Raw genomic sequence first — 20,977 nt, forward strand, 5'->3', positions numbered from 1 at the left:
CGTCAGCGGATGACGTCGCGCCAGTCCTGTTCGAAGTCGTGCACCAGCGTCTGTTCGTTGAGACGGTTCGGCTGGCCCGCGCGCGGCGCCATGTCGGCGGGGAAGCGGAACATCAGCGCGGTGCTGGCGGCGTCGAGGAAGCGCATCGGCATGTCGTAGCGCGTGGGCGGCGTGTAGTCGCTGCGCTTGCCGGCCAGGATGAAGCCCCATTCGCCGAAGGAGGGCACGTAGGCATGGTAGGGCCAGGTGTGGAAGCCGGCTTCGCGCAGGGTGGCGTCGATGTCCCAGAACGAGCGTGGCGCGTAGTAGGGCGAGGTCGACTGGATCACCGCGTAGCCCTTTTCCGCCAGGTGGTGGGCGAGCAGGCGGTACATCGGCACCGAGTACAGCTTGCCGAGGCCGAAGTTGGAGGGGTCGGGCAGGTCGACGATGATGGCGTCGAAGACCTCGGTGTTCTGTTCCAGCCATTGCGCCGCGTCGGCGTTGACCACGTGCAGGCGCGGGTCGCGCAGCGCGTCGCGGTTGAGGGCGCGCAGCGGCGCGCTCCGGGAGAACAGCATGGTCATGGCCGGATCCAGGTCGACCAGGGTGATGTGCTCGATCTGCCGGTGGCGCAGGATCTCGCGCGCCGCCAGGCCGTCGCCGCCGCCGATCACCAGCACGCGCCGCGCCCACGGCAGGGCCTGCAGCGCCGGGTGCACCAGGGCCTCGTGGTAGCGGTGCTCGTCGCGCGAGGAGAACTGCAGGTTGCCGTTGATGTAGAGGCGCAGGTCGTCCTTCCAGCGGGTGATGACCAGGCGCTGGTAGGGCGTGGTCTCGCTGTGGATGATCTCGTCGCCGAACAGGCCTCGCTCGGCCCAGTGGGTGAGGCGGGCCGAGCCGGCGAAGCCGGCCCCCAGCAGCGCGATGACGACCATGGCGCGCATGGTGCGTCCGGCCACGTCGGGCAGCTCGGCGCGGAACACGCGCGTGGTGAACAGGGCCACGGCGGCGTTGCACATGCCGAACAGGAAGCCCGTGCGCGACAGGCCGAGCCGCGGCGCCAGCAGCAGCGGGAAGACCAGCGAGACCGCGAGCGCGCCCAGGTAGTCGAAGGTGAGCACGCGGCTGACCAGTTCGCTGAAGGACGCGCGGCGCGCGTTGAAGATGCGCATCACCAGCGGGATCTCCATGCCCACCAGCAGGCCGATGACGAAGACCAGCGCGTACAGCGCGGCGCGGAAGGGTGCCGACAGCCAGGCGAAGACCACGAACAGCAGCGCGGCGGAAACGCCTCCGAGCAGGCCGACCAGGATCTCGATATCGACGAAGCGTGCCAGCACGTCCTCGTCCTTGACGTAGCGCGACAGCCACGAACCCACGCCCATGGCGAACAGGTAGCAGCCGATGATGGAAGAGAACTGGAGGATGGAGTCGCCCAGCAGGTAGCTGGACAGGGCGCCGGCGATCAGTTCGTAGCCCAGCCCGCAGGAGGCCACGATCAGCACGGAAAGGACGAGGGTACGGTCGCGCATCGGGCGGCGGGGAAAAACGGGAAAAGGAAGGCACGGCGCACCGGGCGGGTGCGGGTTCGGATCGCTGCGATGTGATCGGGTGAAGGGACTGCGGCCGTGACAGCGGCTATACTTGGTCGCTGATCACAGGGTCGCTTACCACGGGGTCGCCGGGGACCACTGGTCCGGCCCCGCCGGTCCGGCCGTGCAACCTGCCTCGGAACACGCACCATGCAACCCGTCTATGCCTACGCCTTGCACCTTCTCGCAAGCCTCGTGCTGCTGGCCGTGTTCGTCGGAGTCTACACCAGGATCACGCCGTTCCGCGAGTTCGCGCTGATCCGCCAGGGCAATATGGCCGCGGCGCTGTCGCTGGCGGGCTCGGTGTTCGGGCTGTGCTTCACGCTGTCGGCCAGCATCCAGCACAACGACACCTTCCCGATGTTCCTGTTGTGGTCGGTCGGCGCCATGCTGGTGCAGGTGCTGGTCTATGCCGCGCTCACCCGCATGCTGCCCGACATGGACGCGGCCATCGAATCGAACAATATCGGCATGGGCGCCCTGATGGGCACGATGTCGTCGGCGGTCGGCGCGCTCAACGCCGCCTGCCTGTCCTGAGGCCGCCGCGCCGGCCCGCTTCCCTTTCCACGCTCACCGCCTCCAGGGAGTCCGCCATGAGCCTCGGCTCGTTCATCAAGAAGCAGTTCATCGACATCCTGCAGTGGACCGAGGACGCCGACGGCGTGCTCGCCTGGCGTTATCCGATGGAGGACATGGAGATCCAGTACGGCGGCAGCCTGACGGTGCGCGAGTCGCAGATGGCGGTGTTCGTCAACGAAGGCAGGATCGCCGACGTGTTCGGCCCCGGCATGCACAAGCTGACCACGCAGACGCTGCCGGTGCTGACCTACCTGAAGAACTGGGACAAGCTGTTCGAGTCGCCCTTCAAGTCGGACGTCTATTTCTTCAGCACGCGCCTGCAGATCGGCCGCAAGTGGGGCACGGCCCAGCCCATCACCATCCGCGACGCGGACTTCGGCATGGTGCGGCTGCGCGCCTTCGGCCTGTATTCGTACAAGATTGCCGATGCGGCGAAGTTCTACACCGAGATCAGCGGCACGCGCGCCGAGTACGGCCGCGAGGAGCTGGAGGAGCAGTTGCGCAACCTGCTGGTCGCCACCATGACCAGCACGCTGGGCGCATCCTCGCTGCCCTTCCTCGACATGGCGGCCAACCAGGCGCTGATGTCGCAGGCGGTGCAGGAGAAGCTGGCGCCGGAATTCGCCCGCTATGGCGTGGCGCTGGAGAATTTCGCCGTCACCAATGTCTCGCTGCCCGAGGAACTGCAGAAGGCCATCGACACCCGCATCTCGATGGGCATGATGGGGGATATGGGCCGCTTCACCCAGTACCAGGTGGCCAGCTCGATCCCGCTGGCGGCGCAGAACGAGGGCGGCGTGGCCGGGCTGGGCGCCGGCCTGGCCGCCGGCGCGGCCATCGGCCAGGCCATGGCCGGGGGCCTGGCAGGCGCTGCGGCGCCCGCCGCTGCCGCTTCTGCCACTGCCGCAGCGGCTCCCGCCGGCGCCCCGGCGGAGGATCCCGCCGCACGCCTGCAGAAGCTCAAGGAGCTGCTCGACAAGAGCCTGATCTCGCAGGCCGAGTTCGATGCCGCCAAGGCCGAGATTCTGAAGAAACTGGTGGGTTGACCGGCGCGCATGCAGACGTTCCATTGCCCGAGCTGCGGCGCGGAGGGGGCCTTCCGTTCCTCTGCCGCCGTGATGGCGGTTTGCGAGTACTGCCACAGCACGCTGCTGAAGGAAGCCGATGCGGTCAAGGACATCGGCAAGATGTCGGCCGTGCTGGAGGACTACACGCCGCTGCGGCTGCATGCCAGCGGCCGCTGGCAGGGGCAGGGCTTCATCGTAGTGGGCCGCCTCCAGCTGCGCTACGACGCCGGCCTGTGGAACGAGTGGTACCTGCTGTTCGACGATGGCAGCGATGGCTGGCTGGCCGATGCTTCCGGGCAGTACATGCTGACGCGCCGCGTCGCGGATGCGCCGGTGCGGCAGGGCGGCGAGGGGCTGCCGCGTTTCGAGGCGCTGGCACCCGGAGCAAGCCTGTTCTTCGACAAGCGGAACTACCTTGCCGGCGACGTGCGCAGCGCGCGCTGCACCGGCGGCGAAGGCGAACTGCCCTTCGCCGTGGGGGCGGGCTGGCAAGCGCAGGTGGCGGATTTCCGCGAGGAAGGGCGCTTCCTCACGCTCGACTATGCCGATGGCTATCCGCCGGCGCTCTATGCCGGCGAACTGGTCAAGCTGGAACAGCTCGCCTGCCAGTTGCTGCGGCCCGCCGACGAGATCGGGCAAACGGCGGATCGCTACCGCGGCAAGGCGGTGCCGCTGGCCTGCCCGCAATGCGGCAGCCCGATCCAGTACCGTGCCGGCATGGCGAACTTCGTCATCTGCGCGCAGTGCCACAGCGAGGTCGACTGCACGACGTCGACCGCCATCGTGCTGGAGAAGCACGGTGAGATCGAGGCGCTGAAGACCAGCCTGTCGCCCGGGGACAGCGGCCGCATCGATGGCCGGGCCTACACGGTGCTTGGGTTGCTGCAGTGCACCGACCATGACGAGGAAGAGGCTTCGACCTGGGTCGAGTACCTGCTCTTCAATGAAGAGCGCGGCCTGTTGTGGCTGGTCGAACAGAGCGATGGCTGGGACCGCGTCGAAGTGCTCGACACCTGGCCGCGCCTGGTGTCCGGGACGACTGCCACCTACCAGGGGGGCAACTTCCAGCGCGGGTCCGACTACGAAAGCGAGGTGCTGTACGCGGCCGGCACCTTCAACTGGCGGGTGCAGGCGGGTGACCGCACGCGCTTGACCGAATTCGGGCCGCGCCAGCGGCGCCTGACCCGCGAGACCTCGGCGACCGAAATCGTGTGGACACTATCGGTGGCGGTGGCGCGCCGGCAGGTGGCGCAGTGGTTTCCGGACAAGCCCGGGCTGGCCAGCGCGGCGGCCACGCCGGCAGCAGCCAAGGCGGTCGGCGTGGCGGTCGGAGACATGGCGTTCTGCCGCAAGGCGGCCAAGGTCTATGCGCTGGTGCTGCTGGTGCTGAACCTGCCGATCGCGCTGTTTTCCGGCAGCGGCTGGTTCACGCTGGCCTTTGCGCTGTTGCTGCTGTGGGCGCCCATCTGGGTGGTGGGCCGCCTGGGCGGTGCCGAGGGGGATTGATCCGTGCGTATTCTCTATCTGGTCTACGGCCTGATCGTGCTGTTCGGCGCCACCTTCTACAACCTGGGGTCATCGACGACAGGCGGCTCGGGCGGCGCATCGTCCGCCCGCAGCTGGGGCGGTGGAGGCGGTGGAGGGGGCTGGGGCGCCGGCGCCGGGCACAAGTAGCGTGCGCCCGGCACGCGCCATCACTCGTGCGGCGGCCCCTCGCCGGTATCGACCGCCACCAGCACGCTGCAAGACACCTTGTCCAGCAGCAGGCCGTGGCCTTGCCCGGCCCACCAGCGCGCCAGCAGGCCGCAGCGCTTGTGCCCCACCACGATCAGGTCGGCGCGGATGCGGTCGGCCATGCGCGCGATCTGGTCGATCGGGCTGCCGGTAGCGAAGTGTCCGGTGGCGTTGACGCCGCGCGTTTCCAGCTTCTCGACGCCTTCGCGCAGGATCTCGCGTGCCGATTGCTCCTCGACCAGGGTGGCTTCCATCACCGCGGCATCGTAGCCACGGATCCAGTAGGCGTTGTCGAGCACGGCCAGCAGGTGGGTTTCCGCCCCCAGCCGCTGTGCCAGGTCGGCGCCCAGGCGCAAGGCGCGCCGCCCCTCGCGCGAACCGTCATAGCAGAGCAGGATCCGAGAGAACAGTTCCATTGCGCACCCCCTGGGGATTCCGGCGCGCCGCGCCGCCTCGCAGGCGGCGGGCGGTGCACCCATGGAAAAAGTATAGCGGGCGCGACAGGAAAAAACGGCAGCCCGGAGGCTGCCGTTTTCCCTGATGCCGGGGTGCCGCGCGCAACGCGGCGCCGGCCTTACATGCCCACGTAGTTGGGACCGCCGCCACCTTCGGGCGTGACCCAGACGATGTTCTGGGTGGGGTCCTTGATGTCGCAGGTCTTGCAGTGCACGCAGTTCTGCGCGTTGATCTGCAGGCGCTCCTTGCCGGCGTCGTCCTGCACGAACTCGTACACGCCCGCGGGGCAGTAGCGGCTTTCCGGGCCGGCGTACTTGGTCCAGTTGACCTTGACCGGCACCGAGGCATCCTTCAGGGTCAGGTGGGCCGGCTGGTTCTCTTCATGGTTGGTGTTGCTGATGAAGACCGAGGACAGGCGGTCGAAGGTCAGCTTGCCGTCCGGCTTCGGATACGCGATCTTCGCGCACTCGGCTGCCGGCATGAGCGACTGGTTGTCCGACTTGGTGCCGTGCAGCGTCCAGGGCGGGCTGGCGACGCCGATCTTGGGCAGCAGCCATTGCTCGATGCCGGTCATGATCTTGCCCAGCGTCGGGCTCTTCTTGAACCACAGCTTGAAGTTGCGCGTCTGGTCCAGTTCTTCCTTCAGCCAGCTCTGCTCGAAGGCGGCCGGGTAGGCGGACAGCTCATCGGCCGAACGGCCGGAGGTGACGGCGTCGAACACGGCTTCACCGCACATCATGCCGCTCTTGATGGCGGCATGGCTGCCCTTGATGCGCGCGGCGTTCAGGTAGCCGGCATCGCAGCCGACCAGCGCGCCGCCCGGGAACACCGTCTTGGGCAGGGCCTGCGGGGTGCCATTGTTGATGGCGCGGGCGCCGTAGCCGATGCGCTTGCCGCCTTCGATATGCGCGCGGATGGCCGGGTGCGTCTTCCAGCGCTGCATTTCCTCGAACGGGCTCAGCCAGGGGTTCTTGTAGTCGAGGCCGATGACGAAGCCGAGCGTGACCTTGTTGTCTTCCAGGTGATACAGGAAGCCGCCGCCGAAGGTGTCGTCCTCCATCGGCCAGCCGGCCGTATGCACCACCAGGCCGGGCTTGGCCTTGGCCGGGTCGATTTCCCACAATTCCTTGACGCCGATGGCGAAGGTCTGCGGGTCCTTGCCGGCGGTCAGCTTGTACTTCTCCAGCAGCTGGCGGCCCAGGTGGCCGCGCGCGCCTTCGGCGAAGATGGTGTACTTGCCCAGCAGTTCCATGCCGAGCTGGAAGTTGTCGGTCGGCTCGCCGTCCTTGCCGACGCCCATGTTGCCGGTGGCGACGCCGCGCACCGCGCCCTTGTCGTCGTACAGGACCTCGGCTGCCGCGAAGCCCGGGAAGATCTCCACGCCCAGCCCCTCGGCCTGCGTCGCCATCCACTTGACGACATTGGACAGCGAGATGACGTAGCAGCCGTGGTTATGGAAGTTGCGCGGCACCAGCCAGTCGGGCGTGCGCTTGACGCCGGTCTCGCTCAGGAACAGCACGTCGTCGCCGGTGACGGGCTGGTTGAGCGGGGCGCCGTCTTGTTTCCAGTTGGGCAACAGCTCGTCGATCGCGCGCGGATCCATCACCGCGCCGGACAGGATATGGGCGCCGGGCTCGGAACCCTTCTCCAGCACGCAGACGCTGACGTCCTTGCCCTTCTCCTGCGCCAGTTGCTTCAGGCGGATGGCGGTCGCCAGGCCGGCCGGGCCGCCACCGACGATGACGACGTCGTACTCCATCGATTCGCGGGGACCGAACTGTTCCAGGAGCTGTTGCTGATCCATTGTCTCTAACCCTCTGTCTTCTTGGCAGCACGCGCAGGCGGGCGCGCCTTGCCACCGCGCGGGCGCGGAGCCGGGACGCCATCCCTCGCGGTTTGTGGGATATACGGTATTCGTCTTCAGGCGAACCGGGCCGGGAGCGAACTTTTTCGCTTCCCCTTTGTCGGCCAAGTTCTTAGAATCTCCGGCATTGTCCGGGAGTCGCCACTCACAGGCAAGGATTTTTTTTGAACGATCGTTCTTTTTTTTGATATGCTGCCTTCCGCCCTGGCTTTGGCCGGCGCGCTCGTGAACGGGTGTGCCGTTGCCGGCGGGCGGAGTCCGCGGCTAGCAAAGAACAGGCGGGAAGGCCGGCAGCGTGTTCCCCGGGCATCCGGGCCGCGCGCTGGTAAAAGAGGTCAACATGGGTTTGTCGATTAATCTGGAAGGCAAGGTCGCGCTGGTGACCGGTGCATCGAGCGGCCTGGGCAAGCGCTTCGCGCACGTGCTGTCGGCCGCCGGGGCCAAGGTGGTGCTGGCCTCGCGCCGCACGGAACGGCTCAAGGAACTGCGCGCGGCCATCGAGGCCGAGGGCGGCAATGCCCACGTGGTGCGGCTCGACGTCACCGATCCGGACAGCATCCGCGCCGCGATCGCCCATGCCGAGACCGAGGCCGGCGCGATCGATATCCTGGTGAACAACTCGGGCGTGTCGACCACGCAGAAGCTCACCGACGTCACGCCGGACGATTTCGATTTCGTCTTCGACACCAATACGCGCGGCGCCTTCTTCGTCGCGCAGGAAGTGGCGAAGCGCATGATCGTGCGTGCCAAGGGAGCGGAGAAGGCGGGGCATCCTCTGCCGCAGTCGCGCATCGTCAACATCGCCTCGGTGGCAGGGCTGAAGGTGCTGTCGCAGATCGGCGTCTACTGCATGAGCAAGGCCGCGGTGGTGCACATGACCCGCGCCATGGCTCTGGAGTGGGCACGTCACGGCATCAACGTCAATGCGATCTGCCCCGGCTATATCGATACCGATATCAACCACCATCACTGGGGCACCGAGGCGGGCCAGAAGCTGATCCAGATGCTGCCGCGCAAGCGCCTGGGCAAGCCCGAGGATCTCGACGGCCTGGTGTTGCTGCTGTCCTCGGACCAGTCGCAGTTCATCAATGGCGCCGTGATCACCGCCGACGACGGCATGGTGTGACGGCCCGGCGCCGGACGGCACCGTCCGGCGCGCTGCCGGCAAGCCACAGCCCCGGCCGGCGCCACAAGCGCCCGGCGGGGCCAGTCGCTTTCGGCCGAGGACAACGATCCGGTCCCCTCGGCCATGCCGCGGCTTCGACCGCCTGCGACGCAGGCCGAAGCGGAATCCAGCCAGTTCCTGCCGAGCCTATCGCCACGCTCGCCACACTCTTGGCATAATCGCCCCAAGCATTGCGATTAAGTCTTTACATAAAAGTCTTTGCATAACGAATCACCGCGACGGCCGCAACGGTCCGCGCGGACCGGACCGGAGGCCGGGGAGGATGGAGCAGAAACGGGAGGCGCGGCGCGAGCCCGCGCCGCAGCATGTCGTCGATTCGGCGGTGATCCCGCAGGCGGCCGACGAGGCCGCCGAGGCGGAGTTCCGCGTCTCGCCGCGCATCGAGGACTGGATCGGCGTGATCGTGATGATCCTGCTGGTCGGCATCACCTTCGCCAATGTGGTGGTGCGCTATTTCACCGACGAGTCCTTCGCCTGGACCGAGGAATTCTCGGTGTTCCTGATGGTCGTGCTGGCCCTGGTGGCCGGCAGCGCCGCCGTGGCGCGCGACCGCAATATCCGCATCGAATACTTCTTCGAACGCGGCAGCGAGGCGCGCCAGAAGCGCCTGGCGATCGTGTCGGCGCTGGCGGTCGCGCTGATGTTCGCGGCGCTGGCGGTGCTTGGCGCCCGCATCGCCTGGGACGAATACACCTTCGGCGAAACCTCGCCCGGCATCGGTGTGCCGAGCTGGTGGTACTCGATGTGGCTGCCGGTGCTGTCGCTCGCCATCACGCTGCGCGCGCTGGCCTTGTTGCAGCGCAACGTGCGGGCGCTCAAGGCCCTGCACGCAGGGCGCAGCGAAGCCACCGGCAGCGCGGGTGCAGGAGGTGCGCGATGACCCTGATCGCCATCATCCTGTTCGCGGTCTTCATCGGGCTGATGCTGCTGGGCGTGCCCATCGGCGTCTCGCTGGGGCTGGGCGGCCTGGTCGCGATCGGCCTGTCCAACCTGGACACGCAGATGTTCGGCCTGCTGGCGGTGCCGCAGAACTTCTACGCCGGCCTGGCCAAGTACCCGCTGCTGGCCATCCCGATGTTCGTGCTGGTCGGCTCTATCTTCGACCGCTCCGGCGTGGCGCAGCGCCTGGTCACCTTCGCCATCGCCATCGTCGGGCGTGGCCCCGGCATGCTGCCGCTGGTGGCCATCCTGGTGGCGATGTTCCTCGGCGGCATCTCGGGCTCGGGCCCGGCCAACGCGGCCGCGGTGGGCGGGGTGATGATCGCCGCCATGTCGCGCGCCGGCTATCCGGGCTCCTACAGTGCCGCAGTGGTCGGCGCCGCGGCCGCCACCGACATCCTGATCCCGCCTTCGGTCGCCTTCATCATCTACAGCGTGCTGGTGCCCGGCGCCTCGGTGCCGGCGCTGTTCGCCGCCGGCATGATCCCGGGCGTGCTGGCCGGTGTGGCGCTGATCGTGCCCGCCGTGTGGCTGGCGCGCAAGCACAAGATGGGCGCTATCGAGGCCGCGCTGCCGCGCCCGCCGTTCTGGAAGAGCCTGCGCGAGGCCTCCTGGGGCCTGATCGCGCCGTTCCTGATCCTGGGCGGCATGCGCGCGGGATGGTTCACGCCGACCGAGGCGGCGGTGGTGGCGGTGGTCTACGGCCTGTTCGTCGGCATGGTGGTCTACCGCAGCATCGGTATGCGCGACCTGTTCGTGATCTTCCAGGAAGCGGCCGAGACCTCGGCGGTGATCCTGCTGGTGGTGGCGCTGGCCGGCATCTTCGCCTATGCGTTGTCGACGCTGGGCGTGATCGATCCGCTGGCCGATGCCATCGCCCATTCCGGCCTCGGCGAGTACGGCGTGCTGGCGCTGATCGTGCTGCTGCTGATGACCGTCGGCATGTTCCTCGACGGCATCTCCATCTTCCTGATCTTCGTGCCGCTGCTGCTGCCGATCGCCAACGCCTTCCACTGGAACCCGGTCTGGTTCGGCGTGGTGCTGACGCTGAAGGTGGCGCTCGGCCAGTTCACGCCGCCGCTGGCCGTGAACCTGATGGTGTCCTGCCGCATCGCCCGCGTGCGCATGGAAGAGACCGTGCCCTGGGTGATCTGGATGCTGCTGGCGATGTTCATCGCCATGCTGATGGTGCTGGCCTATCCGCCGCTGGCGACCTGGCTGCCCGACCGGCTCGGCTACTGATGCGATGACGCTGGCGCCGAGCCACACAACGATGAAGAACGATTCCCAAGAGGAGAGGAAACCGATGAAACGCCGTGCCCTGATGCTGTCCGCCGCCGCCGCGATCGCCGCCGCCGCCTTCGCGCCGGCCGGCGCCATGGCGCAGACTTACAAGTCCGAGTACAAGATGTCGCTGGTGCTCGGTCCCGCCTTCCCCTGGGGCAAGGGCGGCGAGATCTGGGCGGACCTGGTGCGCCAGCGCACCAACGGCCGCATCAATATCAAGCTGTATCCCGGCACCTCGCTGGTGGCGGGCGACCAGACGCGCGAGTTCTCCGCGATCCGCCAGGGCGTGATCGACATGGCGGTGGGCTCGACCATCAACTGGTCGCCGCAGGTCAAGGAGCTGAACCTGTTCTCGCTGCCCTTCCTGATGCCCGACTACAAGGCGCTCGACGCGCTGACGCAGGGCGAGGTCGGCAAGTCGCTCTTCGCCACGCTGGAGAAGGGCGGCGTGGTGCCGCTGGCCTGGGGCGAGAATGGCTTCCGCGAGGTGTCGAACTCCAAGCGCGAGATCCGCAAGCCCGAAGACTTGAAGGGCATGAAGCTGCGCGTGGTGGGCTCGCCGCTGTACATCGAGACCTTCAATGCGCTGGGGGCCAACCCGACCCAGATGAGCTGGGCCGATGCGCAGCCGGCGATGGCTTCGGGCGCCGTCGATGGCCAGGAGAACCCGCAGTCCGTGTTCGCCGCCGCCAAGCTCTATACCGTGGGCCAGAAGTTCGTCACCACCTGGGGCTATGTGGCCGATCCGCTGATCTTCGTCGTCAACAAGCAGATCTGGGAAAGCTGGACCCCGGCCGACCGCGACATCGTCAGGCAGGCCGCCATCGATGCCGGTAAGCAGGAGACCGCGCTGGCCCGCAAGGGCCTGGCCGAGCCCGGCGCGCCGGCATGGAAGGACATGGAAGCCCACGGCGTCAAGGTGACCCAGCTGTCGCCGGCCGAGCACGATGCCTTCCGCAAGGCGACCGCCAAGGTCTACGAGAAGTGGAAGAAACAGGTCGGGGCCGACCTGGTGACCAAGGCGGAAGCGGCCATCGCCAAGCGCTGAGTCTCGCGCGACGAGGGATGACGACGGGCGGGGCGGATGCTCCGCCCGTTTTTCTTTCAGCCATTTTCTGGGGGTGATTCAGATTCATCCGATTTCGAGGGCGTAGGGCCCTCGCTAGACTTGGCTGTCTTTTCCCGTCCGAGGCCATGCTCTTGCGTTCGCTCCGTCCCAGCCCGATCCTGCCAGCCCTGTTGTCCGCCGTTGCACTCGCCGCGAGCTTGCTGTCGGGCGGGGCTGCCGCGGCGGAGTTCGGGCTGCCGGTGGGCGATATGCCGGCCGCCGGCGCCCAGGTCCTGCCGCAAGATGGGGCAGGGGTCGAGCCGGCTGCCGGCACGCGCAGCATGCTGGTGGAGTTGCAGGCGCGCATGCGCGAAGGACGGGTGCGCGAACTGCGTACCCGCTACGACGGCGACTATGGCACCAGCCTTCTGGTCGCCGACGATGCGGTGGTCTGCTATGTCGCCCTGCTGCACCAGCGCAGCCTGTGGCGGGTATTCCGCTTCGATGCCTTCGCCGATGCCGAACGGGCCTTCACGCGCCTGTCGCAGCAGAACGCCGACTGGGCCAAGGATGCCATCGTCGGCACCGTGCTGAACTCGCAGCAGCGCGAACTGTCCCGCCTGACACAAGAAAGCGAGGCGCGTCTCGGCCTCCTCGACGCCGAACTGATGCGGATGCAGGCGCAGCGGCGCCTGATGCTGGAGGCGCAGCAGAGTGCGCAGGCGCAGGCCAATGCTGCGCATGTCGAAAACCGTGCCGCGCGCCTGCAGCTCGACCAGTTGTACACGCGCATCCGTGAACTCGAGGCGAGCCTGCTCGATGGCGTGGCGGATCCGCCGGCAAAGGCGGGCCGGCGAGCGGGCGACCGGCGCTGAGCCCGATCGTCTGCGCCGGACCGCTTGCGGCGGCTCGAACGCCGGGCCGCCGGGACGGAATCGAGGCGGCCGACGCATCATCCGCCGGAGCATTGCGCGGATGCCCCCGCATCTTCCGAATTCTCCGCGCAGCAACCGGCTGCGCCGACGCCAGTATCCGGCGAGCTTCCTGCAGGTGATCCCCATGTCCGACGCATTCCCTTCTGATCCCTATCCCGGCATCGCCGTGCCGCCGCCGTTCGGTACGCCTTTCGAGGTGCGCAAAGCGCTGGAGACGATGCGTGCCGACGCCGTGGCCAAATATATCGCCGGGACTGCCGGCGGGGCCCTGCGCGCCCGGCGGCGCGCCTTCCGGCACGGCCTCGGTGGCGGCCTGCTGGCCGGCTTGCTGCTGGGGGTGGGTGGTGGCGGCGCGGCCTGGTGGCTGCAGCAGGCCGCGCCGCCGACGGAACCGCCCGTGAGCGCCTCGACTGCCCTGACTCCGGTCGCCCCGGCTCCGGCCGCGTTTTCTGCCTCCGATGCCGCTGCTGCGCTCCTGGTGGCGCGCGAGGCACCGGCACCGGATGCCTCGGCAGCGCCGCCGGGTGAGGTGGGGGCCGGTGTGCCGGGGAGCAGGTCTGCGGCGGCTCCGGCCGCTCCGGCCGCCAACATGGCGCCGGCCGCTCCGGCCGCCAACATGGCGCCGGCCGGGGTTCCGCCGGCGGAGGCCGGCAAGGCGGTGCCGGCGCGGCGCGCAGGCGTGGCAGCGGCGGGGAAGCAGGGCGCCTCGAACGGCCGGCGAACGTCCACGCGTGCCGCGTCATCGGCGGCGGTGGGACCGGCGGCGTCGATACACCGGGGCGCCGGCTGGCAATCCCATCCGGGAAGCCGGCATCTGCCTGCCGAGGACGTCGCCTACGCGGCTTCGGACACGGCATTCGAGCTGCGCGGGCACGCGCCCTTGCTCGGGCAGTGAGCGGCCCGGCGGCAGGCCGATGGCGTGAGGGGCATCCGCAATGGTAGGCTAGCTGGCATGAAACCCGTCTATACCTGCCAGATGCCCATCCGCTGGGGCGACATGGACGCCATGGGCCATGTCAACAACACCGTCTATTTCCGCTACATGGAGCAGGCGCGCATCTCCTGGTTCGAATCGCTGGGCCGCGGCGGCAAGGACGCCGACGGCTGCGGACCGGTCGTCATCAACGCGCACATGACCTTCCTGCGCCAGCTGCGCTATCCGGGCGACATCGAGTGCCGCCTCTACGCCGGGGCCCCCGGACGTACCAGCTTCGAGACGCGTATCGAGATCCGCCGCATCGACGAGCCCGAGGTGGTCTACGCCGAAGGCGGCGCCAAGGTGGTCTGGTGCGACTACGAGGCGGAGAAATCGGTCCCGCTGCCCGAGGCCATCCTGGCGTTGATCACCGGCTAGTGCCCCGAGTCCAGAATTCGCGGGAGTATCCAGCCTGCCGGGAAGGCGTGCGAGGCTTGGTACGCAGCGCAGCAAGGCTGGAGTCTTGGAGCATTCCTGATGACGCATCGCGCGGCTGATCGACGCAATCAGGGCCGACTTAGTCCACGAATTTGTGATTCAGGACACGAGTGTTCCGATCGGGGCTAGTGGTTGATCAGCCTTTGCACCAGGTCGACGGCCGTGCTCGCCCCGTACTTCTTCATCAGGCGGGCGCGGTAGATATCGACGGTGCGCGGGCTGATCGCCAGCAGCTTGCCGATCTGCTTGCTGGTCTTGCCGTCGACCAGCTGGGCCGCCACGTCGCGTTCGCGCGCGGTCAGCTCGGCGGTGACCGGGCGCTTCTGCGAGAGGTCCTCGAAGCTCCAGATGCCTGCGCCGAGCGGGTCCTTGCGATCCAGCGAACGGCCGGTGACGTGGCACCAGAACAGTTCGCCGCCGGCGCGCTTCATGATGCGTTCGTCCGAGTACAGGCCGCGCGTGTTCATGATCGGCACGATGCGTGCGCCGATGCGCTCGAACTCGTCGGCGCTGGGGTAGAGCACCTGGAACGACTGGCCGACCAGGGTCTCGCGGGTGGTGCCGAAGATGCGGCAGACCTCGTCGTTGCAATCCTCGATGACGCGCTCGCGTGACAGCACCAGGCCGACGGGGGCGAGCAGGAAGGCGGTCTGGTAGTCGATTGCGGGCATGTCCTTATGTATTTTTACGTAATGGCCTAGCAGGCGCCCCATCGCGTATGCTTTCGCTCGGTCGACATGGCGGCGCTTGCCGCCCGATTGTACCGTTACAATTTCCCCGCGTCGCCCGCCGCCGGCTGGACCGGCGGCCCCGAGCGGGCGGGAACCACCGAGGAAGGAGCAAAGCATGAACAAGGTCTACGCCAGCGCCGCCGAGGCGCTCGCCGGCGTCGTCCGTGACGGCCAGACCGTCGCGGTCGGCGGTTTCGGTCTGTGCGGGATTCCCGAGGCGCTGATCGCCGCGCTGCGCGACAGCGGTGCCAAGGAACTGACCTGCATCTCGAACAATGCCGGTGTCGACGGCTTCGGCCTCGGCCTGCTGCTGGCCACCCGCCAGATCCGCAAGATGATCTCGTCCTACGTGGGCGAGAACAAGGAGTTCGAACGCCAGTACCTGGCCGGCGAACTCGAGCTCGAATTCACGCCGCAAGGCACGCTGGCCGAGAAGCTGCGCGCCGGCGGCGCCGGCATCCCGGCCTTCTTCACCAAGACCGGCGTGGGCACGCTGGTGGCCGAGGGCAAGGAAGTGCGCGAGTTCGACGGCGCCCAGTACGTGATGGAACGCTCGCTGACCGCCGATGTGGCGCTGGTCAAGGCCTGGAAGGCAGACCGTGCCGGCAACCTGATCTATCGCCGCACCGCGCGCAACTTCAACCCGATGTGCGCGATGGCCGGCAAGGTCACCGTGGCCGAGGTGGAAGAGATCGTCGATACCGGCACGCTGGATCCGGACGAGATCCATACGCCGGGCATCTTCGTGCAGCGCATCGTGCTGAACGCCAATCCCGAGAAACGCATCGAGCAGCGCACCGTGCGTGCCGCAGCCTAAGGAGACACATCATGGCATGGACACGTGACGAAATGGCGGCGCGCGCTGCCGCGGAACTGCAGGACGGCTTCTACGTCAACCTGGGCATCGGCCTGCCGACCCTGGTGGCCAACCATGTCCCGGCAGGGATGGAGGTGTGGCTGCAGTCGGAGAACGGCCTGCTCGGCATCGGCCCGTTCCCGACCGAGGACGAGGTCGATCCCGACATGATCAACGCCGGCAAGCAGACCGTGACGACGCTGCCTGGCTCGTCGATCTTCTCGTCGGCCGATTCCTTCGCGATGATCCGCGGTGGCCATATCAACCTGGCCATCCTCGGCGCCATGCAGGTCAGCGAGAAGGGCGACCTGGCCAACTGGATGATCCCGGGCAAGATGGTCAAGGGCATGGGCGGCGCGATGGATCTCGTGGCCGGCGTCGGTCGCGTGGTCGTGCTGATGGAACATACCGCCAAGAAGAAGGACGGCGGCGAGGACCTGAAGATCCTCGGTTCCTGCTCGCTGCCGCTGACCGGCGTGGGTGTGGTCAACCGCATCATTACCGACCTGGGCGTGATCGACGTGACCGAGCAGGGCCTGAAGCTGGTGGAAACCGCTCCCGGCGTCAGCCGCGAGGAGATCCAGGCCAAGACCGGCGCGCCGCTGCTGTAAGGGTGTACCCCGCGCGCTGCGTTCCTGCAGCGCGGCGGCTGGACCCGATGAAGCCCCGCCAGGCTCAGCCGGCGGGGCTTCGTGCTTTGCGCGGGCTGCCAGCCTGCCTGGCTTGCGGGGCTGCCAGCAAGCCAGCGCCGGGCGCGACCGCGGTCGCCAGTGTGCCGGTGTCCGCCCGGTCGCATAGGGTCTCCGGCAGGCCCGGCCATTGCAGGAAGCGCAGGGCGTTGCCGAACGGATCCAGCAGCACTGCCTGCCTGCCGGCACCGCATTCCTGCGGCCAGTCCTCGAGGTCGGCGCCGGCTTCCAGCGCGCGCTCGATGGCCGGTTCCAGCTCGGGCACCAGCCAGTCGACCCGGGCCGGGATGCTGCGCCGCATGGCGCGCTGCGGCAATTCCAGCAGCACTATCTGGGCGGGCTGCCCGCCGCCGGCGTGCAGCATCACGGCGCGGGCGCCGGGCCGCCAGGCGCCCGCGTGCAGGCCCAGGCCGTCGCGGTAGAACGCGGCAGCCTGGGCCAGGTCATCGACTTCAATGCGGGTGAGCAACTGCATCGCCGCCTCCAGGGATCGAGCGCGCCCGAGGGGCGCAATGGCGGCATTGTGATCCCGGTCTCCTGACAGGAGTTGTCAGGAGGATGCGTGGCCCGGCCGGCATCGGCGCGGGGCATCGGCGCGGGAACAGCGCCGATCGGTGAAGCTCAGCGCGCCGACGGCAGCAGGCGGACCACCACGTCGGCCAGGGCGTCGCCCAGCGCGAGGTGGGCCTCGGCGTCCAGGTGCACGCCGTCCACCTCGCTGCTGCGGATCACCGTGCCGGCATCGAACAGCGGGCAGCCCAACGTGTCGCAGACCTGCCGGTAGGCGTCGACCAGGCCCGCGCACTTGTGCTCGCCGCCGGCGAACTTCGGCGCCAGCGGGCCCCGGGGGGCGCGGATCGGCGGCGGCGCCACCACCAGCACGGGCGGCACCGGCATGCCCGGTTCGATCGGCGCGCCGCGGATGGCCTGCACCAGGGCGGAGATTCCCTGGGCGGCGTGCCAGGCATTGTGCGGGTGCATCGACTGGAAGTCGTTGCTGCCGAGCATCAGGATCACCATGGCCAGCGGCGAATGCATCTCGATGACTTGCGGCAAGCCGTCGAGACCATTCCGTCCGGGCTTGAACGGATCGTCCCAGACCGTGCGGCGCCCGTTCAGGCAATCCTCCAGCACGCGCACCGGCGCCTCGGCGCACGGGCCGCCGGCGCGGTTGAGCACGTGTTCCATGCGTCCCGGCCAGCGCACCGGGAAGGGCAGGCGCCGGCGCGTGCCGGGCACGATGCCCCAGGACAGGGAGTCGGCATAGACGAGGATCTGGCGCGGGTCCGGTGCGCCGGAGGGCAGGGCGTTAGCGGCGGGGGGCGTCTGGGCATCTGGCATGGGAAGGCTCCGGGATTGGGTGCGGTGCATCAAGCGAATTGATATCGCGGGCTACACGGTGCCGTCATAATATCGGCTATACGTTCCCCCCATTTCTGGAGAATCAAGTTGCGTTTCGAGCATCTGGTAGAGATCAACGACCCGGGCGATCCGCGGCTGACGCCGCTCACGCCGGAGCAACTCTGGCAGGGGCTGGTCCTGCGCGCCATGGAGCCAGAGCTGTTCATGCTCGGGCTCGATCGTTCCGAGATCGTTGCACGCGGTGACAACTGGATGGATAGAGAGCTGCATTTCGGCGGCGCCACCGTGCAGGACCGCGTGGTGCTGGAGCCCCGGCGCGGCGTGCGCTACGAAAGCGCGGCCACGGCAGAGCACGCCGGGGGCACCCTCAGCATGATGATCGAGGCGCCGGCCGAAGGGGCGCTGCTGCTGCGCTTCCTCTACGAGACCACCATGCCGACGGTCGACGAGACCGGCAACGACCGCTATGCGGAGATCGTCAAGTCCGCCTACCATGAGGCCGATCTCGACACCGTGCGCAAGATCCGCGAACTGGCCGCCAGCGGGCGGCTCGGGTGAGCGAGCCGGCCGCGGCCGCCCAGGCCGGCGTCCCGCGCGGCGCGCCCACGCGTGCCGCGCTGCGCGCGCGCTACGGCGAGCGGGCGCGCTGGCGCGTGCTGTTCACGCTGATGCTGGGGACGGTGTCCTCGATCGTCTCGTCGACCATCGTCAACGTCGCCATTCCCGACCTCAGCCGCCATTTCGCCCTGGGCCAGGAGCGCGCGCAATGGGTGGCGGCCAGCTTCATGATCGCCATGACGCTGTCGCTGCTGCTGACGCCCTGGCTGCTCAATCGCTTCGGCCTGCGCCGCACCTTCATCGGCTGCCTGGCGCTGCTCGGCTGCGGCGGGCTGGTCGGCGGGCTGTCGCCCACCTACGGCGTGATGATCGCCATGCGGGTGGCCGAGGGCATCGCCGCCGGCATCTTGCAGCCGCTGCCCAATATCCTCATCCTGCGCGTGTTCGAGGAGCGGGAGCAGGGCAAGGCGGTCAGCCTGTTCGGCTTCGGCGTGGTGCTGGCGCCCGCGCTCGGTCCCAGCCTCGGCGGCTTCCTGGTCGAGGCCTTCGGCTGGCGCTCCATCTTCTTTGTGGTGGTGCCGCTGACGCTGGCGGCATGGTGGATGGCGCGCCGCTACATGGCGGTCGATTCAGCCATGATGGGAGAGCGCAAGCCGCTCGACTGGCGCGGGCTGGGTCTGGCGGGCATTGCCACCGTGAGCCTGCTCAACGGCGTGGTGGCCATGCGCGGCGACCTGGCGGACGGCCTCGCGCTGGCGGGGCTCGGGCTGGCCATGCTGCTGGCCTTCGTCTGGTGGCAACTGCGCGCGCCGCATCCGCTGATGAACATGCGGCTGTACAGCTACCGGCAGTTTTCCGCCGGCGCCATGGTGGCCTTCATCTACGGCGCCGGCCTGTTCGGCTCCACCTACCTGCTGCCGGTCTATATGCAGATGGCGCTGGGCTATACGCCGTCGCGCGCAGGCCTGGTGCTGCTGCCGGCGGGGCTGGTGCTGGCGGTCACCATCGCCGTCGCCGGGCGCCTGACACGCCGCATCCCGCCGCACCGCCAGGTGTCGTTCGGGCTGGCGCTGCTGGCCGTGTCCTTCCTGCTGATGGCGACCGGTTCGCAATCGACGCCTTACCTGCTGCTGGTCCTGCTGGCGGTGGTGGGGCGCGTCGGCCTGGGCTGCATCCTGCCGTCGCTGACGCTCGGGGCGATGCGCGGGGTGGACTATTCGCTGATCCCGCAGGGCTCGAGCTGCATCAATTTCCTGCGGCAGCTGGGCGGGGCGATCGGTGTGAGCCTGGCCGGGGTCGGGCTGCAGTGGCGCCTGGCCACGCATGGGGCGGCGCTGGGCGAGGCGGGTGCCGCCGCGGCTGGTGCCGCGCGCATCCGTGCCTTCGACGAGACTTTCCTCGCCGTCGGCGTGGTGATCGCCATCGCCATCCTGGCGGCCTGGCGGATCCGGCCGCGGCCGGAGCCGCCGCCGGGCTGAGCGGCCGGGCCGGCGGGCGCCGTCTCCGGCGGCCGCGGTGCGTATCTCAGGCGGCCTTGCCGCTGCGCAGCTCCTCGACCAGCGCGATGTACTTCTCCTTGGCTTCGTCCTGGCCGGTGCCTTTCAGCGTTTCCCAGGCCTCGAACTTGTAGCGGCCGACGAAATCCGTCATGCCGGGCTTGTCGCCGTGGGCATCGCCCTCGCTGCCCTGCTTGAACAGTGCGTAAAGACGCAGCAGGGTCATATTGCTCGGGCGCTCGCTGAGTTGCTTGACATCGATCTGGGCCTGGTCGAAGCGGGCTTGCAGGTCGCTCATCGGTATCTCCTGTCTGGGCATCGTGGAAAAGGGGCGATGATAGCCGCGGCCCCGCTGCGTTTGCCTTGAAAAAAACCGAGGAAGCACTCGACTGCGCGTGCGCCGGGTGCGCGTCCGCACGCGGCAAGCGGGCCGACAGCGGCTACAATCGCGCCATGTCCTGGATTCTTGCAGTTGAAACTTCCACTGAGTGGTGTTCGGTGGCCCTTGGCCGCCTGGATGCGGATGGCACGCTGGCGTGCCTGTCCCGCCACGAGCATACGGGCGCGCGCTCGTCCTCCCGCGTGCTGCCGGCTGCCGGCGAGCTGCTGGCCGAAGCCGGCATCGCCCTGGCCGATTGCGCCGCCATCGCCTTCGGCGCCGGCCCGGGGTCCTTCACCGGCCTGCGTACCGCCTGCGGTGTGGCGCAGGGCCTGGCCTTCGGCGCCAGCCTGCCGGTCGTGCCGGTCAATACCCTGATGGCCTGCGCCGAGCGCGCCCGGCGCGACGGTCCGCCGCTGCCCGACGGCACCGCGGTGCTGGTGGCGCTGGATGCGCGCATGGACGAAGCCTATACCGGCGCGTTCGCCTGGCGCGACGGCCGCTGGCATGCGCTCACCGCGATGCAGGTCGGGCCGCCCGAGACCGTGGCCTTGCCGGCGGGACCGTACTGGCTGGCCGGCAACGCGGCCGAAGTGTTCGGCGAGCGGCTGGCCGGCCTGGGCGGCGCGCAGCGCTTGGCATCCGATGCGATGCCGGACGCGCGCGCCGTGGCCGCCCTGGCCTTCGGCGCGCTGGCGCGCGGCGAGGCGGTCGAGGCCGCCGAGGCGATGCCGATCTACCTGCGCGACAAGGTGGCGCAGACCATCGCCGAGCGCGAGGCGGCGGCAGCGCTGCGCGCCGCCGGGAGCCGGCCATGAGCGAT

Annotated in this window: 23 protein-coding genes; 16 read left to right on the forward strand and 7 right to left on the reverse strand. The window is 68.7% G+C overall.

The window, feature by feature from the left end; translation table 11 throughout:
- Positions 1 to 2 precede the first annotated feature (2 nt).
- Complete coding sequence (locus BKK80_RS09725) at positions 3 to 1,514, reverse strand: polyamine aminopropyltransferase (protein WP_071069225.1); 1,512 nt, start codon at positions 1,512 to 1,514, stop codon at positions 3 to 5.
- Positions 1,515 to 1,724: 210 nt separating this feature from the next.
- Here BKK80_RS09725 and BKK80_RS09730 point away from each other — a divergent pair, with 210 nt between their 5' ends.
- The 4 genes from BKK80_RS09730 to BKK80_RS37065 are packed head-to-tail and all read left to right on the forward strand — an operon-like array spanning position 1,725 to position 4,894.
- Entirely contained in the window at positions 1,725 to 2,111 is a 387-nt protein-coding gene (locus BKK80_RS09730; protein WP_071012357.1) for a DUF350 domain-containing protein, read from the forward strand.
- Positions 2,112 to 2,167: 56 nt separating this feature from the next.
- Positions 2,168 to 3,199 (forward strand): SPFH domain-containing protein, encoded by a 1,032-nt coding sequence (locus BKK80_RS09735; RefSeq protein ID WP_071069227.1) that lies wholly within the window; start codon positions 2,168 to 2,170, stop codon positions 3,197 to 3,199.
- 9 nt (positions 3,200 to 3,208) lie between these two features.
- Positions 3,209 to 4,726 carry a DUF4178 domain-containing protein gene (locus BKK80_RS09740; protein WP_071069229.1) on the forward strand — a complete coding sequence of 506 codons (1,518 nt, stop codon included), beginning with the start codon at positions 3,209 to 3,211 and terminating at the stop codon, positions 4,724 to 4,726.
- A gap of 3 nt (positions 4,727 to 4,729) precedes the next feature.
- Entirely contained in the window at positions 4,730 to 4,894 is a 165-nt protein-coding gene (locus BKK80_RS37065) for a hypothetical protein (protein WP_167366672.1), read from the forward strand.
- 20 nt (positions 4,895 to 4,914) lie between these two features.
- Here BKK80_RS37065 and BKK80_RS09745 read toward each other — a convergent pair whose 3' ends face one another.
- The gene (locus tag BKK80_RS09745; protein ID WP_071012362.1) at positions 4,915 to 5,370 is read right to left on the reverse strand and encodes a universal stress protein; all 456 of its coding nucleotides are present in this window, start codon (positions 5,368 to 5,370) and stop codon (positions 4,915 to 4,917) included.
- 158 nt (positions 5,371 to 5,528) lie between these two features.
- Entirely contained in the window at positions 5,529 to 7,214 is a 1,686-nt protein-coding gene (locus BKK80_RS09750; protein ID WP_071012364.1) for an electron transfer flavoprotein-ubiquinone oxidoreductase, read from the reverse strand.
- A gap of 400 nt (positions 7,215 to 7,614) precedes the next feature.
- Between BKK80_RS09750 and BKK80_RS09755 the strand changes: the two genes are divergently transcribed.
- The 7 genes from BKK80_RS09755 (at position 7,615) to BKK80_RS09785 (ending at position 14,023) form a co-directional block, all read left to right on the forward strand.
- On the forward strand, positions 7,615 to 8,400 hold the full coding sequence (locus BKK80_RS09755; RefSeq protein ID WP_071012366.1) for an SDR family oxidoreductase: 786 nt from the start codon (positions 7,615 to 7,617) through the stop codon (positions 8,398 to 8,400).
- A 322-nt stretch (positions 8,401 to 8,722) separates the two neighbouring features.
- Entirely contained in the window at positions 8,723 to 9,340 is a 618-nt protein-coding gene (locus tag BKK80_RS09760; protein WP_071037101.1) for a TRAP transporter small permease, read from the forward strand.
- On the forward strand, positions 9,337 to 10,641 hold the full coding sequence (locus tag BKK80_RS09765; protein WP_197523901.1) for a TRAP transporter large permease: 1,305 nt from the start codon (positions 9,337 to 9,339) through the stop codon (positions 10,639 to 10,641). Before BKK80_RS09760 ends, BKK80_RS09765 begins: the two co-directional genes overlap by 4 nt.
- Positions 10,642 to 10,705: 64 nt before the next feature.
- Positions 10,706 to 11,734 (forward strand): DctP family TRAP transporter solute-binding subunit, encoded by a 1,029-nt coding sequence (locus BKK80_RS09770; RefSeq protein ID WP_071012369.1) that lies wholly within the window; start codon positions 10,706 to 10,708, stop codon positions 11,732 to 11,734.
- Positions 11,735 to 11,886: 152 nt separating this feature from the next.
- Positions 11,887 to 12,609 carry a DUF2968 domain-containing protein gene (locus tag BKK80_RS09775; protein WP_157903195.1) on the forward strand — a complete coding sequence of 241 codons (723 nt, stop codon included), beginning with the start codon at positions 11,887 to 11,889 and terminating at the stop codon, positions 12,607 to 12,609.
- Positions 12,610 to 12,793: 184 nt separating this feature from the next.
- Positions 12,794 to 13,564 (forward strand): hypothetical protein, encoded by a 771-nt coding sequence (locus BKK80_RS09780; protein WP_157903196.1) that lies wholly within the window; start codon positions 12,794 to 12,796, stop codon positions 13,562 to 13,564.
- 57 nt (positions 13,565 to 13,621) lie between these two features.
- Positions 13,622 to 14,023, forward strand: a complete 402-nt coding sequence (locus BKK80_RS09785) for an acyl-CoA thioesterase (RefSeq protein WP_071012373.1) — start codon at positions 13,622 to 13,624, stop codon at positions 14,021 to 14,023.
- Positions 14,024 to 14,208: 185 nt separating this feature from the next.
- Here BKK80_RS09785 and BKK80_RS09790 read toward each other — a convergent pair whose 3' ends face one another.
- Complete coding sequence (locus BKK80_RS09790) at positions 14,209 to 14,754, reverse strand: PAS and helix-turn-helix domain-containing protein (protein WP_071012375.1); 546 nt, start codon at positions 14,752 to 14,754, stop codon at positions 14,209 to 14,211.
- Between the two features lie 175 nt (positions 14,755 to 14,929).
- Here BKK80_RS09790 and BKK80_RS09795 point away from each other — a divergent pair, with 175 nt between their 5' ends.
- Both BKK80_RS09795 and BKK80_RS09800 read left to right on the forward strand, forming a co-directional pair.
- The gene (locus BKK80_RS09795; protein ID WP_071012377.1) at positions 14,930 to 15,631 is read left to right on the forward strand and encodes a CoA transferase subunit A; all 702 of its coding nucleotides are present in this window, start codon (positions 14,930 to 14,932) and stop codon (positions 15,629 to 15,631) included.
- Between the two features lie 11 nt (positions 15,632 to 15,642).
- Positions 15,643 to 16,281 carry a CoA transferase subunit B gene (locus tag BKK80_RS09800; RefSeq protein WP_071012379.1) on the forward strand — a complete coding sequence of 213 codons (639 nt, stop codon included), beginning with the start codon at positions 15,643 to 15,645 and terminating at the stop codon, positions 16,279 to 16,281.
- A 64-nt stretch (positions 16,282 to 16,345) separates the two neighbouring features.
- Here BKK80_RS09800 and BKK80_RS09805 read toward each other — a convergent pair whose 3' ends face one another.
- Both BKK80_RS09805 and BKK80_RS09810 read right to left on the reverse strand, forming a co-directional pair.
- A complete protein-coding gene (locus BKK80_RS09805; RefSeq protein WP_071037098.1) occupies positions 16,346 to 16,834 on the reverse strand; it encodes a VOC family protein in 489 nt (162 codons plus the stop codon).
- 146 nt (positions 16,835 to 16,980) lie between these two features.
- On the reverse strand, positions 16,981 to 17,700 hold the full coding sequence (locus tag BKK80_RS09810) for an SGNH/GDSL hydrolase family protein (RefSeq protein ID WP_071037097.1): 720 nt from the start codon (positions 17,698 to 17,700) through the stop codon (positions 16,981 to 16,983).
- A 108-nt stretch (positions 17,701 to 17,808) separates the two neighbouring features.
- On the opposite strand from BKK80_RS09810, the gene BKK80_RS09815 reads away from it, so the two are divergent.
- Together BKK80_RS09815 and BKK80_RS09820 are read left to right on the forward strand one after the other, a co-directional pair.
- Entirely contained in the window at positions 17,809 to 18,279 is a 471-nt protein-coding gene (locus BKK80_RS09815; protein WP_071012385.1) for an SRPBCC family protein, read from the forward strand.
- Positions 18,276 to 19,757: a DHA2 family efflux MFS transporter permease subunit gene (locus BKK80_RS09820; protein WP_071069232.1), complete on the forward strand. Its 1,482-nt coding sequence runs from the start codon at positions 18,276 to 18,278 to the stop codon at positions 19,755 to 19,757. Before BKK80_RS09815 ends, BKK80_RS09820 begins: the two co-directional genes overlap by 4 nt.
- A 46-nt stretch (positions 19,758 to 19,803) precedes the next feature.
- On the opposite strand, the gene BKK80_RS09825 is transcribed toward BKK80_RS09820, so the two are convergent.
- Positions 19,804 to 20,073 (reverse strand): acyl-CoA-binding protein, encoded by a 270-nt coding sequence (locus BKK80_RS09825; protein WP_071012389.1) that lies wholly within the window; start codon positions 20,071 to 20,073, stop codon positions 19,804 to 19,806.
- Positions 20,074 to 20,228: 155 nt separating this feature from the next.
- Here BKK80_RS09825 and tsaB point away from each other — a divergent pair, with 155 nt between their 5' ends.
- Complete coding sequence (gene tsaB, locus BKK80_RS09830) at positions 20,229 to 20,972, forward strand: tRNA (adenosine(37)-N6)-threonylcarbamoyltransferase complex dimerization subunit type 1 TsaB (protein ID WP_071069234.1); 744 nt, start codon at positions 20,229 to 20,231, stop codon at positions 20,970 to 20,972.
- Positions 20,973 to 20,977 lie beyond the last annotated feature (5 nt).

The organism is Cupriavidus malaysiensis (assembly GCF_001854325.1).
Taxonomy (GTDB): domain Bacteria; phylum Pseudomonadota; class Gammaproteobacteria; order Burkholderiales; family Burkholderiaceae; genus Cupriavidus; species Cupriavidus malaysiensis.

Bases quoted from the DNA above. Each gene is read 5' to 3' on its own strand.
- BKK80_RS09805 (WP_071037098.1), bottom strand. From the start codon at position 16,834: ATGCAGTTGCTCACCCGCATTGAAGTCGATGACCTGGCCCAGGCTGCC.
- BKK80_RS09795 (WP_071012377.1), top strand. From the start codon at position 14,930: ATGAACAAGGTCTACGCCAGCGCCGCCGAGGCGCTCGCCGGCGTCGTC.
- BKK80_RS09810 (WP_071037097.1), bottom strand. From the start codon at position 17,700: ATGCCAGATGCCCAGACGCCCCCCGCCGCTAACGCCCTGCCCTCCGGC.
- BKK80_RS09800 (WP_071012379.1), top strand. From the start codon at position 15,643: ATGGCATGGACACGTGACGAAATGGCGGCGCGCGCTGCCGCGGAACTG.
- BKK80_RS09745 (WP_071012362.1), bottom strand. From the start codon at position 5,370: ATGGAACTGTTCTCTCGGATCCTGCTCTGCTATGACGGTTCGCGCGAG.
- BKK80_RS09790 (WP_071012375.1), bottom strand. From the start codon at position 14,754: ATGCCCGCAATCGACTACCAGACCGCCTTCCTGCTCGCCCCCGTCGGC.
- BKK80_RS09730 (WP_071012357.1), top strand. From the start codon at position 1,725: ATGCAACCCGTCTATGCCTACGCCTTGCACCTTCTCGCAAGCCTCGTG.
- BKK80_RS09760 (WP_071037101.1), top strand. From the start codon at position 8,723: ATGGAGCAGAAACGGGAGGCGCGGCGCGAGCCCGCGCCGCAGCATGTC.
- BKK80_RS09770 (WP_071012369.1), top strand. From the start codon at position 10,706: ATGAAACGCCGTGCCCTGATGCTGTCCGCCGCCGCCGCGATCGCCGCC.
- tsaB (WP_071069234.1), top strand. From the start codon at position 20,229: ATGTCCTGGATTCTTGCAGTTGAAACTTCCACTGAGTGGTGTTCGGTG.
- BKK80_RS09780 (WP_157903196.1), top strand. From the start codon at position 12,794: ATGTCCGACGCATTCCCTTCTGATCCCTATCCCGGCATCGCCGTGCCG.
- BKK80_RS09755 (WP_071012366.1), top strand. From the start codon at position 7,615: ATGGGTTTGTCGATTAATCTGGAAGGCAAGGTCGCGCTGGTGACCGGT.
- BKK80_RS09785 (WP_071012373.1), top strand. From the start codon at position 13,622: ATGAAACCCGTCTATACCTGCCAGATGCCCATCCGCTGGGGCGACATG.
- BKK80_RS09750 (WP_071012364.1), bottom strand. From the start codon at position 7,214: ATGGATCAGCAACAGCTCCTGGAACAGTTCGGTCCCCGCGAATCGATG.
- BKK80_RS09765 (WP_197523901.1), top strand. From the start codon at position 9,337: ATGACCCTGATCGCCATCATCCTGTTCGCGGTCTTCATCGGGCTGATG.
- BKK80_RS09740 (WP_071069229.1), top strand. From the start codon at position 3,209: ATGCAGACGTTCCATTGCCCGAGCTGCGGCGCGGAGGGGGCCTTCCGT.
- BKK80_RS09725 (WP_071069225.1), bottom strand. From the start codon at position 1,514: ATGCGCGACCGTACCCTCGTCCTTTCCGTGCTGATCGTGGCCTCCTGC.
- BKK80_RS09825 (WP_071012389.1), bottom strand. From the start codon at position 20,073: ATGAGCGACCTGCAAGCCCGCTTCGACCAGGCCCAGATCGATGTCAAG.
- BKK80_RS09735 (WP_071069227.1), top strand. From the start codon at position 2,168: ATGAGCCTCGGCTCGTTCATCAAGAAGCAGTTCATCGACATCCTGCAG.